Below are 15,654 nucleotides of genomic sequence, written 5' to 3'. Positions count from 1 at the left end.
CATGGAAAAAGTACGTATCTCCAAGCTCATGTCCGAGCGTGGACTGTGTTCGCGCCGCGAGGCCGACACCTATATCGAACGCGGCTGGGTCCGGGTGGACGGCATCGTGGTGTCCGAACTCGGCGCTCGCGCCTACCCCGACCAGGTCATCACGCTGGAGCGCGCCGCGCAGGCGCGCCAGACTTCGCGCGTCACCATACTGATCAACAAGCCGGTGGGCTATGTGTCGGGGCAAGCCGAGAAAGGCTACACGCCCGCGGTGGCCCTGATCGACTCCCGCTCGCGCTTTGCGGGCGACCGCGCGCCGCAGCGCTTCGAGCGGGCGCACCTGGACGGGCTGGCCGTGGCCGGCCGCCTGGACATCGATTCGCAAGGCTTGCTGGTGCTGACCCAGGACGGCCGCATCGCCAAGCACCTGATCGGCGAAGATTCCAGCGTGGACAAGGAATACCTGGTGCGGGTGCAGGGCAACCTATCCGAAAACGGGCTGGCGTTGCTCAACCACGGGCTGTCCCTGGACGGCAAGCCGCTCAAGCCGGCGCAGGTGCGCTGGCAGAACAGCGACCAGCTGCGCTTCGTGCTGCGCGAAGGCAAGAAACGCCAGATCCGCCGCATGTGCGAGCTGGTCGGATTGAAGGTGATCGGCCTGAAGCGCGTGCGCATCGGCCGGGTTTCGCTGGGCGACCTGCCGCTGGGACAGTGGCGCTACCTGCGCGAGGACGAGCGCTTCTGACGCGCTTTCCGGCATTGGATTAGCCGGATTGGCCGACAGGTGTTGTCGGCCCAGCTTAAATTTTTCAGTCTGTTTCCGACGCCCGCTTATTTCATGAAAGCAGGAGTATCCTTCGCTTGCCCGATGTCGCCCAGGCGCTCCATCAGGAATTCGATGAAGATCCTGGTCTTGGCGGGCAGCAGCCGCGTCTCCGTTACCGCATAGACCGGGAACGGACCCAGTTGCCAGCCGGGCAGCACGCGCTGCAATTGGCCGGCCTGCAATTCGGCCGGCTGGCCACCCACCAGCACCACGATGCCCGCGCCCAGCGTGGCGAGGCGGCGCGCCATGGCGACTCCGTTGACGGAAAAGCGGTTGCCAGGCGTGAATTCGATGTGCTGGCGGCCGTCGGTCAGAGGCCAACGCGTGACCTGCCCCGCGCCCTTGGCGCGGAACTCGATGCATTCGTGGCGGGTCAAGTCACTGGGATGCTGCGGTTCACCATGCTTCTGAAGGTATTCGCGCGAGGCGTACAGATGGGCGGGAAGCATGCCCAGCAACCTCGCAATCTGCGTCGAATCGGGCAGTTCGCCGATTTCGATCGAAATATCGCAGGTCTGGAACACGCGCTGCGCGTGGTCCGGATTGGCCAGATCAAGGAAAAACGTGACGTCGGGGTAGCGGCCGGAAAATTCCATGAACGATTCAGCCAGGAAGTCCGTGCCGAAATCCGCGGGCATGTTCACGCGCAGGGGCCCGGCCGGCGTATCGACCAGCTTCTGCAGTTCTTCATGGGCGATCTGCGCTTCGGCCACGATGCGCTGGCAGCGCTCGAAATACAGCCGGCCCGCATCGGTCAGCTCGACTTTGCGAGTGGTGCGGCTCAGCAGCCGCAAACCGACGGAGCGCTCCAGTTCGGCCACCTGGCGGGACAGCGTCGACTTCGGTACGCCGAGCATCGCCGCAGCGCGGCTGAAGCTGCGCGTTTTAGCGACTTCGACGAAAAGTTCCATGCCTTGCAAGCGTTTCATGCCGGAATTTTGTCATATTCAATGGTGATGCCATTGTCCCATAAATGGAATGATGTTTTCTCAACATGCCTCTTTGTTTCTGGGGCGGGATAACGCAGAATGCGAGTTCTGCAATGCAGCAATGCGACAAAGCCCAGCCTGCGTGTTCGAGGCAAATCCACCCAATCGAAGCGCGCGGAACGCACAGATGCGATCCGGGGCGGGCTTTTTTTTTGTTGAAATCGGGAATGCAATCTATGGATAAGAAAAGCGCTATGTGGCGCAGCGCGGCGGTTGTCACGCTGACGGCATCGGCTCTCACGCTGGCCGCTTGCGGCAAGAAGCAAGACGCTCCCCAGGCGGGCAAGCCCCAGGTAACGGTTGTGACGCTCGCCACGCAGCCCGTTTCTCTGACCACCGAACTGCCCGGCCGCACCTCGCCATTCCGTGTGGCCGAAGTGCGTCCCCAGGTCAACGGCATCGTCCAGAAGCGCCTTTTCACGGAAGGCGGCGAGGTCAAGGCAGGGCAGCAGCTCTATCAGATCGATCCCGCGCTCTACCAGGCCAGCCTGGACAGCCAGAAGGCCGCCTTGGCCCGCGCCCAGGCGCAGCAAAAGACCGCCGCCTTGCTGGCCGAACGTTACAAGCCGCTGGTCGCCACGCGGGCGGTCAGCCAGCAAACCTACGACAACGCCGTCGCCTCGCGTGACCAGGCCGCCGCCGACGTGCTGTCGGCCAAGGCCGCGCTGGACACGGCGCGCATCAACCTGGTCTACACCAAGGTGCTGTCGCCCATCGATGGCATCATCGGCCGTTCGGCGGTGACTGAAGGCGCGCTGGTCACGGCCAACCAGACCACGGCCCTGGCCGCGGTGCAGCAAATCGATCCCATCTACGTCGATGTGACCCAATCCAGCGTCCAGTTGCTGCGCCTGCAGAACGCGCTGGCCAGCGGCCAACTGAAGAAGGCCGATGGCGAGCAGGCCGCGCTGGTGACGCTGACCCTCGAAGACGGGTCGCAGTACAGCCAGCCCGGCAAGCTGCAGTTCTCGGAAGTCACGGTGGACCAGGGCACGGGCTCGGTCACCTTGCGCGCGGTGTTCCCCAATCCGGACCGCCGCCTGCTGCCGGGCATGTTCGTGCGCGCCCGCCTGGCCGACGGCGTTGCCGCCGACGGTCTGTTGGTGCCCCAGCGCGGCGTCACGCGCAACCAGCGCGGCATTCCGACGGCGCTGGTGGTCAACGCCAAGAACGTGGTCGAGTTGCGGGAACTGAAGACCGACCGCGCCATCGGCGACAAGTGGCTGGTCACCGACGGCCTGGCCGCTGGCGACAAGGTCATCGTGGAAGGCCTGCAGATGGTGCGCCCGGGAGCGGAAGTGGTCGCCACGGAAGCCAGCGCCGCCGCGCAGCCGGCCCAGCAGCCGCAAGCAGCCGCCGCGGCGGCTAAGCAGTAGTAGTCAGGGAGCCTTGCATGGCAAAGTTTTTTATCGATAGACCGGTCTTCGCATGGGTGATCGCGATCGTGCTGATGATGGCCGGCGCGCTGTCCATCCTGAAGCTGCCGGTCTCCCAATACCCCAACATCGCGCCGCCGGCCATCGGCATCGCGGTGACCTACCCGGGCGCGTCCGCGCAGACCGTGCAGGACACCGTGGTGCAGGTGATCGAACAGCAGATGAATGGCCTGGACGGCCTGCAGTACATCTCCTCGGAAAGCAACTCCGACGGCAGCATGTCCATCACCCTGACCTTCACGCAGGGAACCAACCCTGACACCGCGCAGGTCCAGGTGCAGAACAAGCTGTCGCTGGCGCAACCGCTCCTGCCGCAGGAAGTGCAGCAGCAAGGCATACGCGTCACCAAGGCCACCAAGAACTTCCTGATCGTGGCGGGCTTCGTGTCCACCGACGGCTCGATGACCAAGGACGACCTGGCCGACTACGTCGCCTCCTACGTCCAGGATCCCATCAGCCGCACGCAGGGCGTCGGCGACTTCCAGCTGTTCGGCTCGCAGTACGCGATGCGCATCTGGCTGGATCCCGCCAAGCTGGTCAATTACGGCCTGACCACGGTCGACGTCGTGACGGCGATCAAGGAACAGAACGTGCAGGTGTCGTCCGGCCAGTTGGGCGGCCTGCCGTCCGTGCGTGGCCAGCAGTTGAACGCCACCATCATCGGACCCTCGCGCCTTGAGAAGCCGGAAGACTTCGGCCGCATCCTGCTCAAGGTCAATTCCGACGGCTCGCAGGTGCGCCTGAGCGACGTGTCCACCATCGAACTGGGCGGGCAGACCTACGCCATCGACAGCTTCTACAACGGCAAGCCGGCCTCCGGCCTGGCGATCAAGCTGGCGCCGGGCGCCAACGCGCTGGATACGGCCCAGGCGGTGCGCGACACCATCAATAACCTGAAGCCTTACTTCCCGCCGGGCATGGACGTCGTTTATCCGTACGACACCACGCCGTTCGTCAGCCTGTCGATCCACGAGGTGTTCAAGACGTTGATCGAGGCCATCATCCTGGTCTTCCTGGTGATGTACTTGTTCCTGCAGAACTTCCGCGCGACCATCATCCCCACGCTGGCGGTGCCGGTGGTGCTGCTGGGCACGTTCGGCGTTCTGGCGGCGTTCGGCTATTCCATCAATACCTTGACCATGTTCGGCATGGTGCTGGCCATCGGCCTGCTGGTCGACGACGCCATCGTGGTGGTGGAAAACGTCGAGCGGGTGATGGCCGAGGAAGGCCTGTCGCCCAAGCAAGCCACCCGCAAGTCCATGTCGCAGATCACGGGCGCCCTGATCGGCATCGCCATGGTGCTGGCGGCCGTGTTCATTCCCATGGCCTTCTTCGGCGGCTCCACGGGCGTGATCTATCGCCAGTTCTCCATCACCATCGTGTCCTCCATGGTGCTGTCCGTGATCGTGGCCATCGTGTTCACGCCGGCTTTGTGCGCCACCTTGCTCAAGCCTATTCCCAAGGGCCATCACGGTTCCAAGAAAGGCTTTTTCGGCTGGTTCAATCGCATGTTCGACCGCAGCAGCCACGGCTACGCCAACAGCGTGGCGCGCGGGCTGAACCGCACCAAGCGGCTGATGGTGGTCTACCTGGCGCTGGTCATCGCCATGGGCTGGATGTTCACTCGCATCCCGACCGCGTTCCTGCCGGACGAGGACCAGGGCATCCTGTTCGCCCAGATCCAGACGCCTGCCGGCGCCACCGCGGAAAGCACCAAGGCCGTCATCGACGATGCCACCCGCTACCTGCTGAACGAGGAAAAGGACGCCGTCACTTCCGTCTTCGCGGTCAACGGCTTCAACTTCGGCGGCCGTGGCCAGAACGCGTCCATCCTGTTCATCAAGCTGCGTGACTGGGAAGAGCGCGGCGACGCCCGACTGAAGGCCGGCGCCGTGGCGCAGCGCGCCAACGCGCATTTCGCCAAGACCGAGCGCCGCGCGCAGTTGTTCGTGGTGCCGCCGCCGTCCGTGATGGAACTGGGCAACGTCACCGGCTTCGACTTCCAGCTGATGGACCGCGCAGGCGTGGGCCACGAGAAGCTGCTTGCCGCGCGCAACCAGCTGCTGGGCGAGGCCGCAAAGAGCCCGGTCCTGCGTGGCGTGCGTCCCAACGGTATCGAAGACGCGCCGCAGTACCAGTTGGACATCGACCGCGAGAAGGCGCGCGCCCTGGGCGTGGCTGTGTCGGACATCAACAGCACGCTGGCCACTGCGTGGGGTTCGTCGTACGTCAACGACTTCATCGACCGGGGCCGCGTGAAGAAGGTGTTCGCGCAGGGCGAGGCTTCCTCGCGCATGCTGCCGGAAGACCTGAACAAGTGGTACGTGCGCAATAACGCAGGCGATATGGTGCCGTTCTCGGCGTTCGCCAAGGCCACCTGGAGCTACGGTCCGCAAAAGCTCAACCGCTATAACGGCGTGCCGTCCTACAACATCCAGGGCCAGGCGGCGCCGGGCTACAGCTCGGGCGCGGCAATGGCGGAAATGGAACGCCTGGCGGCCAAGCTGCCGGTAGGCGTGGGCTTTGAATGGACCGGCCTGTCGTTCGAAGAACGCCTGTCCGGCGCCCAGGCGCCCGCGCTGTACGCCATTTCGCTGATCGTGGTGTTCCTGTGCCTGGCGGCGCTGTACGAAAGCTGGACCATCCCGTCCGCGGTGATGCTGGTGGTGCCCCTGGGCATCATCGGGGCCTTGCTCGCCACCATGCTGCGGGGCCTGTCCAACGACGTGTACTTCCAGGTGGGGCTGCTGACGACCATCGGCCTGGCGGCCAAGAACGCCATCCTGATCGTGGAATTCGCCAAGGAGCACTACGAGGCGGGCGCCAGCCTGACGGAATCGGCCATCCACGCCGCGCGGCAGCGCCTGCGTCCCATCCTGATGACGTCCCTGGCGTTCATCCTGGGCGTGACGCCGCTGGCGATCTCCTCGGGCGCGGGCTCCGGCAGCCAGAACGCCATCGGCACGGGCGTGATCGGCGGCATGCTGACCGGCACGTTCCTCGCCATCTTCTTCGTTCCGGCCTTCTTCGTGATCATGCTGCGCGTCTTCAAGGTCAAGCGCATGAGCGAAAACGTCGATGAGCACGACACCAGCGCCAATGGCACGCAGGGCGTCTCGACGGAGGGCCAACCGCAATGACATTCCCGATGAGAACCTTGCTGTCTGTTTCCCTGGCGGCGGCCCTGGCGGGCTGCTCGCTGGCCCCCACGTACGAACGGCCCGACGCGCCGATCGATGCGGCCTATCCCACGGGTCCGTCCTACCAGGCGGCCCAGCCCGCCGATGCGGGGGGTATGGTCACCGCGGACATCGGCTGGCGCGATTTCTTCGGCGCGGATCCGTTGCTGGAAAAGCTGATCGAACAGTCGCTCGCCAACAACCGCGACCTGCGCGTGGCGGCCCTGAACGTGGAGGCGGCGCGCGCCCAGTACCGTATCCAGCGCGCCGACCTGATGCCCAGCATCGGCATCGCCGGCCAGGAGTCCGCCCAGCGCACGCCGGCGGATCTGAGTGCCAGCGGGCGCGCGACCACCAGTCACAGCTACCAGGTCGGCGCCGCCATGTCGGCCTGGGAGCTGGACCTGTTCGGGCGCATCCGCAGCCTGAGCGACAAGGCGCTGGAATCCTATCTGGCGCTGGACGAAACCCGCACGGCGACCCAGCTGACGCTGATCGCCGAAGTGGCCAACGCCTATCTGACCCTGCGGGCCGACCAGGAACTTGTCGGGCTGACGCGCGACACGCTCAAGAGCCAGCAGGATTCCTTCAAGCTCACGCAGCAGAGCTACGACCAGGGCCTGTCGACGGCGCTGGACCTGAGCCAGGCGGAGGTGTCGCTGCGCACCGCCGAGCGTAACCTGTCGCAATACACGCGTCAGGCCGCGCAGGACCGCAATGCGCTGGTCCTGTTGGTGGGCCAGCCGCTGTCGCCCGAGCTGACGGCTGCGCTGGACAACGCGGTCATGCTTGACGATGCCATGCTGCCGACCACCTTGCCCGCCGGCCTGCCGTCGGACCTGTTGGCCCGTCGCCCGGACATCCGCGCGGCCGAGCATCAATTGAAGGGCGCCAACGCCAATATCGGCGCGGCGCGCGCCGCCTTCTTCCCGACCATCAGCCTGACGGGCTCGGCCGGCACGGCCAGCGCCAGCCTGGGCGGCCTGTTCGAAGGCGGCTCGGGCGCCTGGAGCTTCGTGCCCCAGATCACCGTGCCGATCTTCGCGGGTGGCTCGCTGCTCGCCGGCCTGGATCTGGCCAAGGTGCAGAAGAACATCCAGATCGCGCAGTACGAGAAGTCGATCCAGACGGGTTTCCGCGAAGTGGCGGACGCCCTGGCCGGGCGCGGCACCCTGGACGAGCAAATCCAGGCGCAGCGGCTGCTGGTGGCCGCCAACCAGCGCGCCTACGACGCCTCGGACCAGCGTTTCCGCCAAGGCATCGACGACTACCTGAGCGTGCTGGATTCGCAGCGTTCGCTGTATAGCGCGCAGCAGGCCCTGGTGGATACGCGCCGGGCCAGGCTGTCCAACCTGGTCACCTTGTACAAGGTGCTGGGCGGCGGCTGGACCGAACGCACCGTGACCGCCCAAGCGCAGCAGCAACAGTAAGGGCAAAAGAAAACGGGCCGATCAATCGATCGGCCCGTTTTGATTTCAACCCTGCAGGGCGTCAGGCGCGTTTCTTGGCGATCAGGCCCACCACGAACAGAACCACGATAGCGCCCACGACCGACCCGATCCAGCCAGCGGGTTCGCCTGGGGCGTACCAACCCAGCGACTGGCCCAGGAAGCCGGCGACGACCGAACCGACGATACCCAGGATGGTGGTCATGATGATCCCCATGTTCTGGTCTCCGGGCATGATGGCGCGGGCGATCAGGCCCACGACGAACCCGACGATGATCATGATGATGATGCTCATGCGCGTACTCCTTGCTGGAAGTAAAAGGGGGCAGTGTGGCTAGATGATACCCACGCCCCGCGCACGGCGGTTGTAACAACTGGTGTATGGCGCAGGCTGGCAACATTGCCAGCCGCGGCGGCCGGCGCTCAGGACGTCAGATCGATCAACTGGCGCACGTCTTTCGTCATGGCGTCGATGCTGTCGGTATCGGACGCCAGCAGCCGGGCCTTGCCGTCCTTGTCGAATATGTACACGCCACGGCTGTGCGTGACTTCGTACATGTTGGCGTCGTCTCCCGGACGGGGCTTCTCGATCTGGTAGGCCACGCGATAGCGGCGCGCCAGGTCCGCGATCTGCTTTTCGTCGCCCGTCACGCCGATGGCGTTGTTGTTGAAGGCGTTGACATAGGCCTGCAGGATGTCCGGCGTGTCGCGGTGCGGATCCACGCTTACGAACAGAATGCGCACATCCTTGGCCTTGTCGCCCAGGTTCTGCAGCACGGCCGTCAATTGCGCCATGGTGGTCGGGCAGATGTCCGGGCAACTGGCATAGCCGAAGAACAGCAATACGGTCTTGCCCTTCAGATCATCGCTGCTGACGGTCTTGCCGCCCGCGCCGGGCAGCGAGAACTTCAGGTCGGGCAGGTGCCCCTTCACGTTGTACAGGGTCCAATCGACGTTCCTGTCGCCGCAGGCAGCGAGAAACACGCACAGGGTCAGCAGCAGGCCGCGCAGGGCGCGGCCGGAAATGAGGTGTCGCATGAGTCCAAGGGCCGGTAGGGGGTAAACTTTTTGATTCTACCCGCAAGGCGAGGGCTGGGCGGCGCGCGGCGGCCGAGCAGATCCGGGGCAGCTTGTCCTGGCGCAAGCGGCGATGCCGCGACCGCCCGTCCACTTGTAAAGCTTTGTCGGATTATTGTTTGGAAGTGGCGAAGTCGCCTGATCCGGCGCCATGGCTCCCGCTACATTCAGGGCTGTGTCAGATTTCATCGTCTAGAGGCGTCATATATGGACATGCCGGCCAGGAATTCCTTGAGCTATCCCTACTATCCGTACTATCCCGTCGTGCTCGACATCCTGCGCAGCCGTCTCGCCGATTCGGTACTGGACGCGCCCTGCGGACTCGGCTGGCTGGGCGACATGCTGCCGGCGGCAAGCGGCCGCCAGGTCGATATCGACGGAGTGGGCCTGTGGGAGTTTCCCCGGGCCGGTGGCGGTTACCGCCGCTTCACCGAACACGATCTGGAAACGCCATTGGCGGTGGCGCAATCGTATGACGCCGTGGTTTGCTGCGAGGCGATCCACCTGCTGACCAACCCGGGCGTGCTGATGCAGAGCTTTTACCGCGCATTGCGTCCGGGCGGCACCCTGATCGTCACGACTCCCAATACCTGGTACTTCCGGTCGCGCCTGCAATTCCTGTTGCGCGGCTTTCATTCGGGGTTTCGGCCCATGGTGGGGCGGCAGCGCGGCGAGGACTACGTCACGTACTTTCCCTGGAACTTTCCGCAGTTGCATTTGCTGTTCAAGCACTACGGCTTTACGGACATCACCCTGCATGAGGTGGACGAGAACAAACCCAAGCGCATGATGGAGCACGTGCTGGCGGTGCCATCACGTTTGTACTACGGGCGCAGGCTGCGGCTGGCGGAAGACGAGGAGACCCGCCGCTACTGGAAGCAGGCCGGCTCCGTGCAGTCCGTGCATGGGCGTTGGCTGGTGATGTCTGCGCGCCGGCCGGTTGACGATCCCGCTTCGCCATAGCAAACGGCCCGCCTAGGGCGGGCCGTCGGGTCAAGCACCGGGGGCCGGATGATCAGGTGGACGTCATGCCGCTGTGGCGCAGCAGGGCATCGATGCGCGGGGCCCGGCCGCGGAAGGCGGCAAAGGATTCAGCCGCCGGCCGCGAGCCGCCCACGGCCAGCACTTCGCGCCGGAAGCGCGCGCCGGTTTCCGGGTCCAGCGTACCCAGGGCGTTGGCGGCCTGGCGCGTCGCTGCTTCCTCGAAGGCTTCGTAGGCGTCGGCCGACAGCACTTCCGCCCACTTGTAGCTGTAGTAGCCCGCGCCGTAGCCGCCCGCAAACAGGTGCGAGAAGGCATGCGGCAGGCGATGCCAGGCCGGCGGAAACAGCACCGCCACTTCCTGGCGCACTTCTTGCAGCAGAGCCAGCACTTCACTGATCGATGCGCCCTTGGCGCGGTCATGCATCAGCATGTCGAACAGCGCGAACTCGATCTGGCGCACCGTCTGCATGCCGCTCTGGTAGTTGCGGGCGGCGACCAGGCGGTCATAGAGCGCGCGCGGCAGGGGCTCGCCCGTGTCGACGTGGGCGGACAGTTTCTGCACCACCGCCCATTCCCAGCAGAAGTTCTCCATGAACTGCGAGGGCAGTTCGATGGCGTCCCACTCCATGCTGGCGAAGGCGGCCGCGCCGGGCTCGTCCACCTCGGACAGCAGGGCGTGCAGCGCATGGCCGGTTTCATGGAACAGGGTGATGACGTCGTCATGCGTCAGGACGGCGGGCTTGTCGCCGTTGGGGCGCGAGAAATTGCAGGTCAGGTAGGCGATGGGAGTCTGCAGCTTGCCACCCACGACACGGCGCGTGCGCTCGCTGTCGACCCAGGCGCCGCTCTGCTTGCCGGCGCGGGCATACAGGTCCAGATACAGATAACCGATGAGTTCGCCCTTGGGGCTTTCCACGCGCACGCCGCGCACGTCGCCGTGCCAGGACGACACCGGCGTCTCCGCCAGGCGCACGTCGAACAGGGTTTCGATGACCTCGAACAGCCCCGACAGTACACGCGGCTCGGTGAAATACTGCTTCACCTCGTCTTCGGAATAGGCGTAGCGCGATTCGCGCAGGCGCTCGGAAGCGTAGGCCACGTCCCAGGGCTGCAGGTCATCCAGCCCCAGTTCGCCGGTGGCGTAGGCTTTCAATTCCGCCAGGTCGCGCTGGGCGTAGGGCTTGGCGCGCGCGGCCAGGTCGCGCAGGAACACGGTGACTTCCTTGGCATCGCGGGCCATGCGGGTCTGCAGGCGCAGTGCGGCGAAGGTGCCCAGGCCGAGCAGGCCGGCTTCCTCGGCGCGCAGGGCCAGCAGTTCTTCGATAAGAGGGGAGTTGTCGAACTTGCCGTCGCCGTGCTCCGACGCCACCGTGCCGTAGCCGCGGTACAGCGCCTCGCGCAGCGAGCGGTCCTGGGCGTACTGCATCACGGGCAGGTAGCACGGCATCTTGAGCGTGAGCTTCCAGCCCGGCTTGCCGTCTTCCTCGGCGGCGGCCCGGGCGGCGGCGCGTACGTCGGCCGGAATGCCGGCCAGGCGGGCTTCGTCCTCGACCAGCAGCGACCAGGCGTCGATCGAATCCAGCACGTTCTCGGAAAATTTCTGCGAAGCCTGGGCTTCGCGATCGGAAATGGCGGCGTAGCGTTCGCGGTCGGCGCCTTGCAGCTCGACGCCGCTCAGGCGGAAGTCGCGCAACGCCATTTCCACGATGCGGCGGCGCACCGGCGTCCAGGACGCGAAATCGGGGGCGGCGGCCAGGCGCTGATATTGCTTGTACAAGCCTTCGTGCAGGCCGACCCAGGTGGAGAATTCGGTCACCAGGGGCAGGGCGGCGTTGTAGGCTTCGCGCAGTTCCGGGGTGTTGACCACCGCATTCAGGTGGCCCGCCACCGACCAGGCGCGCCACAGGCGCTCCGAGGCGGTATCCAGCGGTTCAACCACCGCTTCCCAGGTGGGCGCCAGCGCAGGGTCGGCGGCGCGGTCCACGGCCTGGCGGGCGATGCCCAGCAGTTCCTCGACCGCGGGCACGATGTGCCCGGGCTTGACGGCCGCGTAGTCGACGAGGTCGGAGACAGGGGCGAGCAGGGGATTCTGGGTCATGGTGTTACAGGCTGGAAAGGGGTGAACGGCGCCCGGGCGCCGGCAAGGGCATGAGAATCAGGTGAGGGCGATCTGCCCGAACGCAAGGGCAGATCGCAAGACCCGTCCCGCGGCCAGGCCGGCCGCGGGCGCGCCGGCCGTCAGGCCGCGGCGCGTTCGGCCGCTTCGATGGTGTTGACCAGCAGCATGGCGATGGTCATGGGGCCCACGCCGCCCGGGACGGGCGTGATGGCGCCTGCCACTTCCTTGGCCGAGGCGAAGTCCACGTCGCCGCAGAGCTTGCCGTCGGCGCCGCGGTTGATGCCCACGTCGATCACGACGGCGCCGGGCTTGATCATCGAGCCGTCGATCATGCCGGGCTTGCCGGTGGCGACGACCAGCACGTCGGCGCGGCGGGTCTGGGCCGCCAGGTCGCGCGTCTTGGAATTGCAGATGGTGATGGTGGCGCCGGCCTGCAGTAGCAGCATCGCCATGGGCTTGCCGACGATATTGCTGGCGCCCACGATCACGGCCTCGGCGCCACGCAGCGTCACGCCTTCCGATTCCAGCATCTTCATCACGCCGTAGGGCGTGCAGGGGCGGAACAAGGGCTGGCCGGTCATGAGCAGGCCGGCGTTGCTGATGTGGAAGCCGTCCACATCCTTCTCGGCCGCGATGGCTTCGATGACCTTGTGGGAATCCATGTGCTTGGGCAGCGGCAACTGCACCAGGATGCCGTGTATGGTCGGGTCCTGATTCAGGATGGCGATGCGGGCCAGCAGTTCGGCCTCGGTCATGTCCGCGGGGTACTGCTCCTTGACGGAATGCAGGCCGGCCTTTTCGCAGGCGGCAACCTTGTTGCGCACGTACACCTGGGACGCGGGATCTTCACCCACCAGCACCACGGCCAGGCCGGGGCGGGTGCCCTTGGCAGCCAGGGCGGCAACGCGCTGGGCCGCTTCTTCGCGAATGCGCGCCGAGAGGGCCGCGCCGTCGATAATCCTTGCGGTCATGCGGTCGCCTCGGGTTTGGCCAGGGCCACTTTCATCAAATCAGCTACGGTGGTCACTTCGAGTTTTTCCATGATGTTGGCGCGGTGCGCCTCTACGGTCTTGATGCTGATGCCCAGGTCGTCGGCGATCTGCTTGTTCAAGCGGCCCGCGACGATGCGCTCCAGCACCTGCTGCTCGCGCGCGGTGAGGCGCGCCAGCATGGCTTCGTGGTCTTTCTGGGCCTGGTGCTTGGTCACGCGCTGCGTGGCCTGCTCCAGCATGCGCGCCACGATCTCGCGCAAATCGGATTCATTGAAGGGCTTTTCCAGGAAGTCGACCGCGCCTTTCTTCATGGTGGACACGGCCATCGGCACGTCCCCGTGGCCGGTGATGAACACGATGGGCAGCGGGGCGTTGCGGGCGATCAATTGTTCCTGCAGTTCCAGGCCGCTCATGCCGGGCATGCGCACGTCGGCGATCAGCACGCCGACCTGGCTGGCGTCGTAGTCTTCCAGGAAGGATTCGCCGCTGGCGTAAGCGCGAACGCGATAGCCATTGGCCTCCAATAGCCAGCGCAACGAATCGCGGACCGCTTCGTCGTCGTCAACAATGAAAACCGTGCTCGACAGGTGGGGCGTGTTCATGCGTGCAACTCCTCGGACTGATCGTTCTGGGCCTGCGACTGGGGTGCAGCGCAGGGCAGGGTAAAGCGGAAAATGGTGCCGCCGGCGGGATTGGGATCCGCCCACAAGCGGCCGTGATGCGATTCAATAATGGTACGGCAGATATTCAGCCCCATGCCCAGGCCCTGGGTCTTGGTGCTGAAGAAGGGTTCGAACAGGCGCTCGGGCTCGGCCAGGCCGTGGCCGCGGTCGACCACGGCAACCTCGATGTGCTGTTCATGCAGGATCACGGCGACCTTCAGCTCGTCGGATTCGCTCTTTTCCATGGCTTCCAGCCCGTTCTTCAGCAGGTTCAATAGGACCTGCTCGATCAGGATGGGGTCGGCCAGCACGTCCGGCGCATTCGACGGCACGAACCGGTCGATCCGGATGCGGCGCTTGCGGGCGTCGATCTCGGCAAAGCCGATGGCGTTGTCGACGATCCGGCTGATCGCGACGCGCTGGCGGCGCGGTTCGCTGCGTTTCACGAATTCGCGGATCCGGCTGATGATCTTGCCCGCGCGTTCGGCCTGCGAGGCCGCCTTTTCCAGCGCGGGCAGCAGCATGTTGGGGCTGGTGTGGCCGGCCTTGACCAGGGCGACGGCGCCCATGCTGTAGTTGGCGATGGCGGTCAGCGGCTGGTTCAGTTCGTGCGCCAGCGACGAGGCCATTTCGCCCATGGTGGTCAGGCGGCTGGTGAGCTGGATCTTCTCCTGCTGCACGCGCGAGGCTTCCTCGTGGACGCGGCGCTCGGTAATGTCGCGCGCGACCTGCATGCGCACGCGGCGGCCGTCGGTCCAGGCCAGCATGCGGTGGTGCACCTCGAACCAGCGCTGCACCGACGGCGCGAAGACTTCCACGGATTCGTCGGTGAAACGGCCGCGGCGGCCGGCCAGCAGTTCGTCGTGGCCGCCGGTCTGGGCGCCGAACACGCGGCGGTAGGTGCGGTTGGCGAACAGCAGCTCCAGGCCGTCGTGAGTGTCGGCGGTGACCGAGATGGCGTCATCCAGTCCTTCCAGCACCGTCATGAAGCGCTCGTGCGCGGCCGTCAGGGCCTCGCGGATGCGCTTGGGTTCGGTGATGTCGGTCATGGAGGTCATCCAGCCGATCTGGTTGCCGTTGGGGTCCAGCAGGGGGGACACATACATGCGCGCCGTGAAGCGCGAACCGTCGCGCCGCTGTGCCTCGACTTCCAGGCCGCTGCTGGGCGTCTTGCCCGACATCAGCACGTCCAGCGTGTGCTGATGCTGTTCGTGGCGGCCGGGTACCCAATAGGGGAAGGGCGGGCTGCGGCCGATGAGGTCGGCCTCGTTCCAGCCGATCATGCGACAGAACGCGGGATTCACATAGGCGATGCGGCCTTCCATATCCAGCACGCGCATGCCGGTGGACATGGAGTTTTCCATGGCGCGGCGGAATCCGGTTTCGGCGATCAGGGCCGCTTCGGCCGCCGAGCGAAAGCGGGTATAGCGCCACAGCATCAAGAGGCTGATGACGATCACGCAGGACAGGGCCAGCACCACCCAGATCAGGCGTTGCTGGCGCATTTCCTGGTCAATGGTGACAAACATGACGCTGTCGTCATGGATGCGCTGCAGCCAGAAAAACACCGCCATTACACAGATATAGAGGATCAGCACCATGGCTGGCGTGACCCAGTACACCCCGCGTCTGCGAGTGCGGGCGTGATCGTGGAACGGCGTAGGAATATTGGACTTGGGCGCGCTGGACATGGAATTCGGGCCGGATAGACCGCGCATTTTAGTGCGTGTTGGCAGGGATTTGCCGGGAATCGACTCGTCCTTTTGGAGTACCTGCTTAAAAGTATGACGCCAACGCGTTCAGCTTGCTTTAAATTTTCCGCATTATGAAATGCCGTACCGCAACATGAAATTTTTCTTGCGACCGGTTAACCTTCTTTCTTAGAATGCCCGCTGATAGGGAACCGACCCAGTAGCAGGTCTCTAGAACACCCCGACCCCATGCATTGACATGG

Annotated in this window: 12 protein-coding genes; 5 read left to right on the top strand and 7 right to left on the bottom strand. The window is 65.2% G+C overall.

Annotated elements, in window-relative coordinates; genetic code table 11:
- Position 1 precedes the first annotated feature (1 nt).
- The gene (locus CEY08_RS14270; protein WP_042793249.1) at positions 2-733 is read left to right on the top strand and encodes a pseudouridine synthase; all 732 of its coding nucleotides are present in this window, start codon (positions 2-4) and stop codon (positions 731-733) included.
- 86 nt (positions 734-819) lie between these two features.
- Here the strand turns inward: CEY08_RS14270 and CEY08_RS14265 are convergent, their stop codons facing one another.
- Complete coding sequence (locus CEY08_RS14265) at positions 820-1,725, bottom strand: LysR family transcriptional regulator (RefSeq protein ID WP_042796973.1); 906 nt, start codon at positions 1,723-1,725, stop codon at positions 820-822.
- 272 nt (positions 1,726-1,997) lie between these two features.
- Here CEY08_RS14265 and CEY08_RS14260 point away from each other — a divergent pair, with 272 nt between their 5' ends.
- Genes CEY08_RS14260 through adeC form a run of 3 tightly spaced genes read left to right on the top strand, consistent with a single transcriptional unit; the run spans position 1,998 to position 7,848 of the window.
- Positions 1,998-3,179, top strand: coding sequence for an efflux RND transporter periplasmic adaptor subunit (locus CEY08_RS14260; protein ID WP_088607698.1), 1,182 nt, complete (start codon positions 1,998-2,000; stop codon positions 3,177-3,179).
- A 17-nt stretch (positions 3,180-3,196) separates the two neighbouring features.
- A complete protein-coding gene (locus CEY08_RS14255; protein ID WP_063642560.1) occupies positions 3,197-6,379 on the top strand; it encodes an efflux RND transporter permease subunit in 3,183 nt (1,060 codons plus the stop codon).
- On the top strand, positions 6,376-7,848 hold the full coding sequence (adeC, locus tag CEY08_RS14250) for an AdeC/AdeK/OprM family multidrug efflux complex outer membrane factor (protein WP_076812999.1): 1,473 nt from the start codon (positions 6,376-6,378) through the stop codon (positions 7,846-7,848). Before CEY08_RS14255 ends, adeC begins: the two co-directional genes overlap by 4 nt.
- A 61-nt stretch (positions 7,849-7,909) precedes the next feature.
- Here adeC and CEY08_RS14245 read toward each other — a convergent pair whose 3' ends face one another.
- Positions 7,910-8,161 carry a GlsB/YeaQ/YmgE family stress response membrane protein gene (locus CEY08_RS14245; protein ID WP_013393352.1) on the bottom strand — a complete coding sequence of 84 codons (252 nt, stop codon included), beginning with the start codon at positions 8,159-8,161 and terminating at the stop codon, positions 7,910-7,912.
- A 128-nt stretch (positions 8,162-8,289) separates the two neighbouring features.
- Positions 8,290-8,904: an SCO family protein gene (locus CEY08_RS14240; RefSeq protein ID WP_042793253.1), complete on the bottom strand. Its 615-nt coding sequence runs from the start codon at positions 8,902-8,904 to the stop codon at positions 8,290-8,292.
- A 270-nt stretch (positions 8,905-9,174) separates the two neighbouring features.
- Here CEY08_RS14240 and CEY08_RS14235 point away from each other — a divergent pair, with 270 nt between their 5' ends.
- Positions 9,175-9,906 (top strand): class I SAM-dependent methyltransferase, encoded by a 732-nt coding sequence (locus tag CEY08_RS14235; RefSeq protein WP_232033735.1) that lies wholly within the window; start codon positions 9,175-9,177, stop codon positions 9,904-9,906.
- A gap of 52 nt (positions 9,907-9,958) precedes the next feature.
- On the opposite strand, the gene CEY08_RS14230 is transcribed toward CEY08_RS14235, so the two are convergent.
- From CEY08_RS14230 to CEY08_RS14215, 4 genes are all read right to left on the bottom strand, one after another.
- Entirely contained in the window at positions 9,959-12,025 is a 2,067-nt protein-coding gene (locus tag CEY08_RS14230; protein ID WP_076813002.1) for a M3 family metallopeptidase, read from the bottom strand.
- 140 nt (positions 12,026-12,165) lie between these two features.
- Positions 12,166-13,017 carry a bifunctional methylenetetrahydrofolate dehydrogenase/methenyltetrahydrofolate cyclohydrolase FolD gene (gene folD / locus CEY08_RS14225; protein ID WP_042793255.1) on the bottom strand — a complete coding sequence of 284 codons (852 nt, stop codon included), beginning with the start codon at positions 13,015-13,017 and terminating at the stop codon, positions 12,166-12,168.
- Entirely contained in the window at positions 13,014-13,640 is a 627-nt protein-coding gene (locus CEY08_RS14220; RefSeq protein WP_042793256.1) for a response regulator transcription factor, read from the bottom strand. The genes folD and CEY08_RS14220 overlap by 4 nt, the downstream gene beginning before the upstream one ends.
- Complete coding sequence (locus tag CEY08_RS14215) at positions 13,637-15,391, bottom strand: PAS domain-containing sensor histidine kinase (protein ID WP_013393358.1); 1,755 nt, start codon at positions 15,389-15,391, stop codon at positions 13,637-13,639. Before CEY08_RS14215 ends, CEY08_RS14220 begins: the two co-directional genes overlap by 4 nt.
- Between the last annotated feature and the right edge of the window lie 263 nt (positions 15,392-15,654).

Origin of the sequence: Achromobacter insolitus, from assembly GCF_002209555.1 — a bacterium.
GTDB classification, from domain to species: Bacteria; Pseudomonadota; Gammaproteobacteria; order Burkholderiales; family Burkholderiaceae_B; genus Achromobacter; species Achromobacter insolitus.
This window is presented reverse-complemented; position numbering and strand designations above follow the sequence as displayed.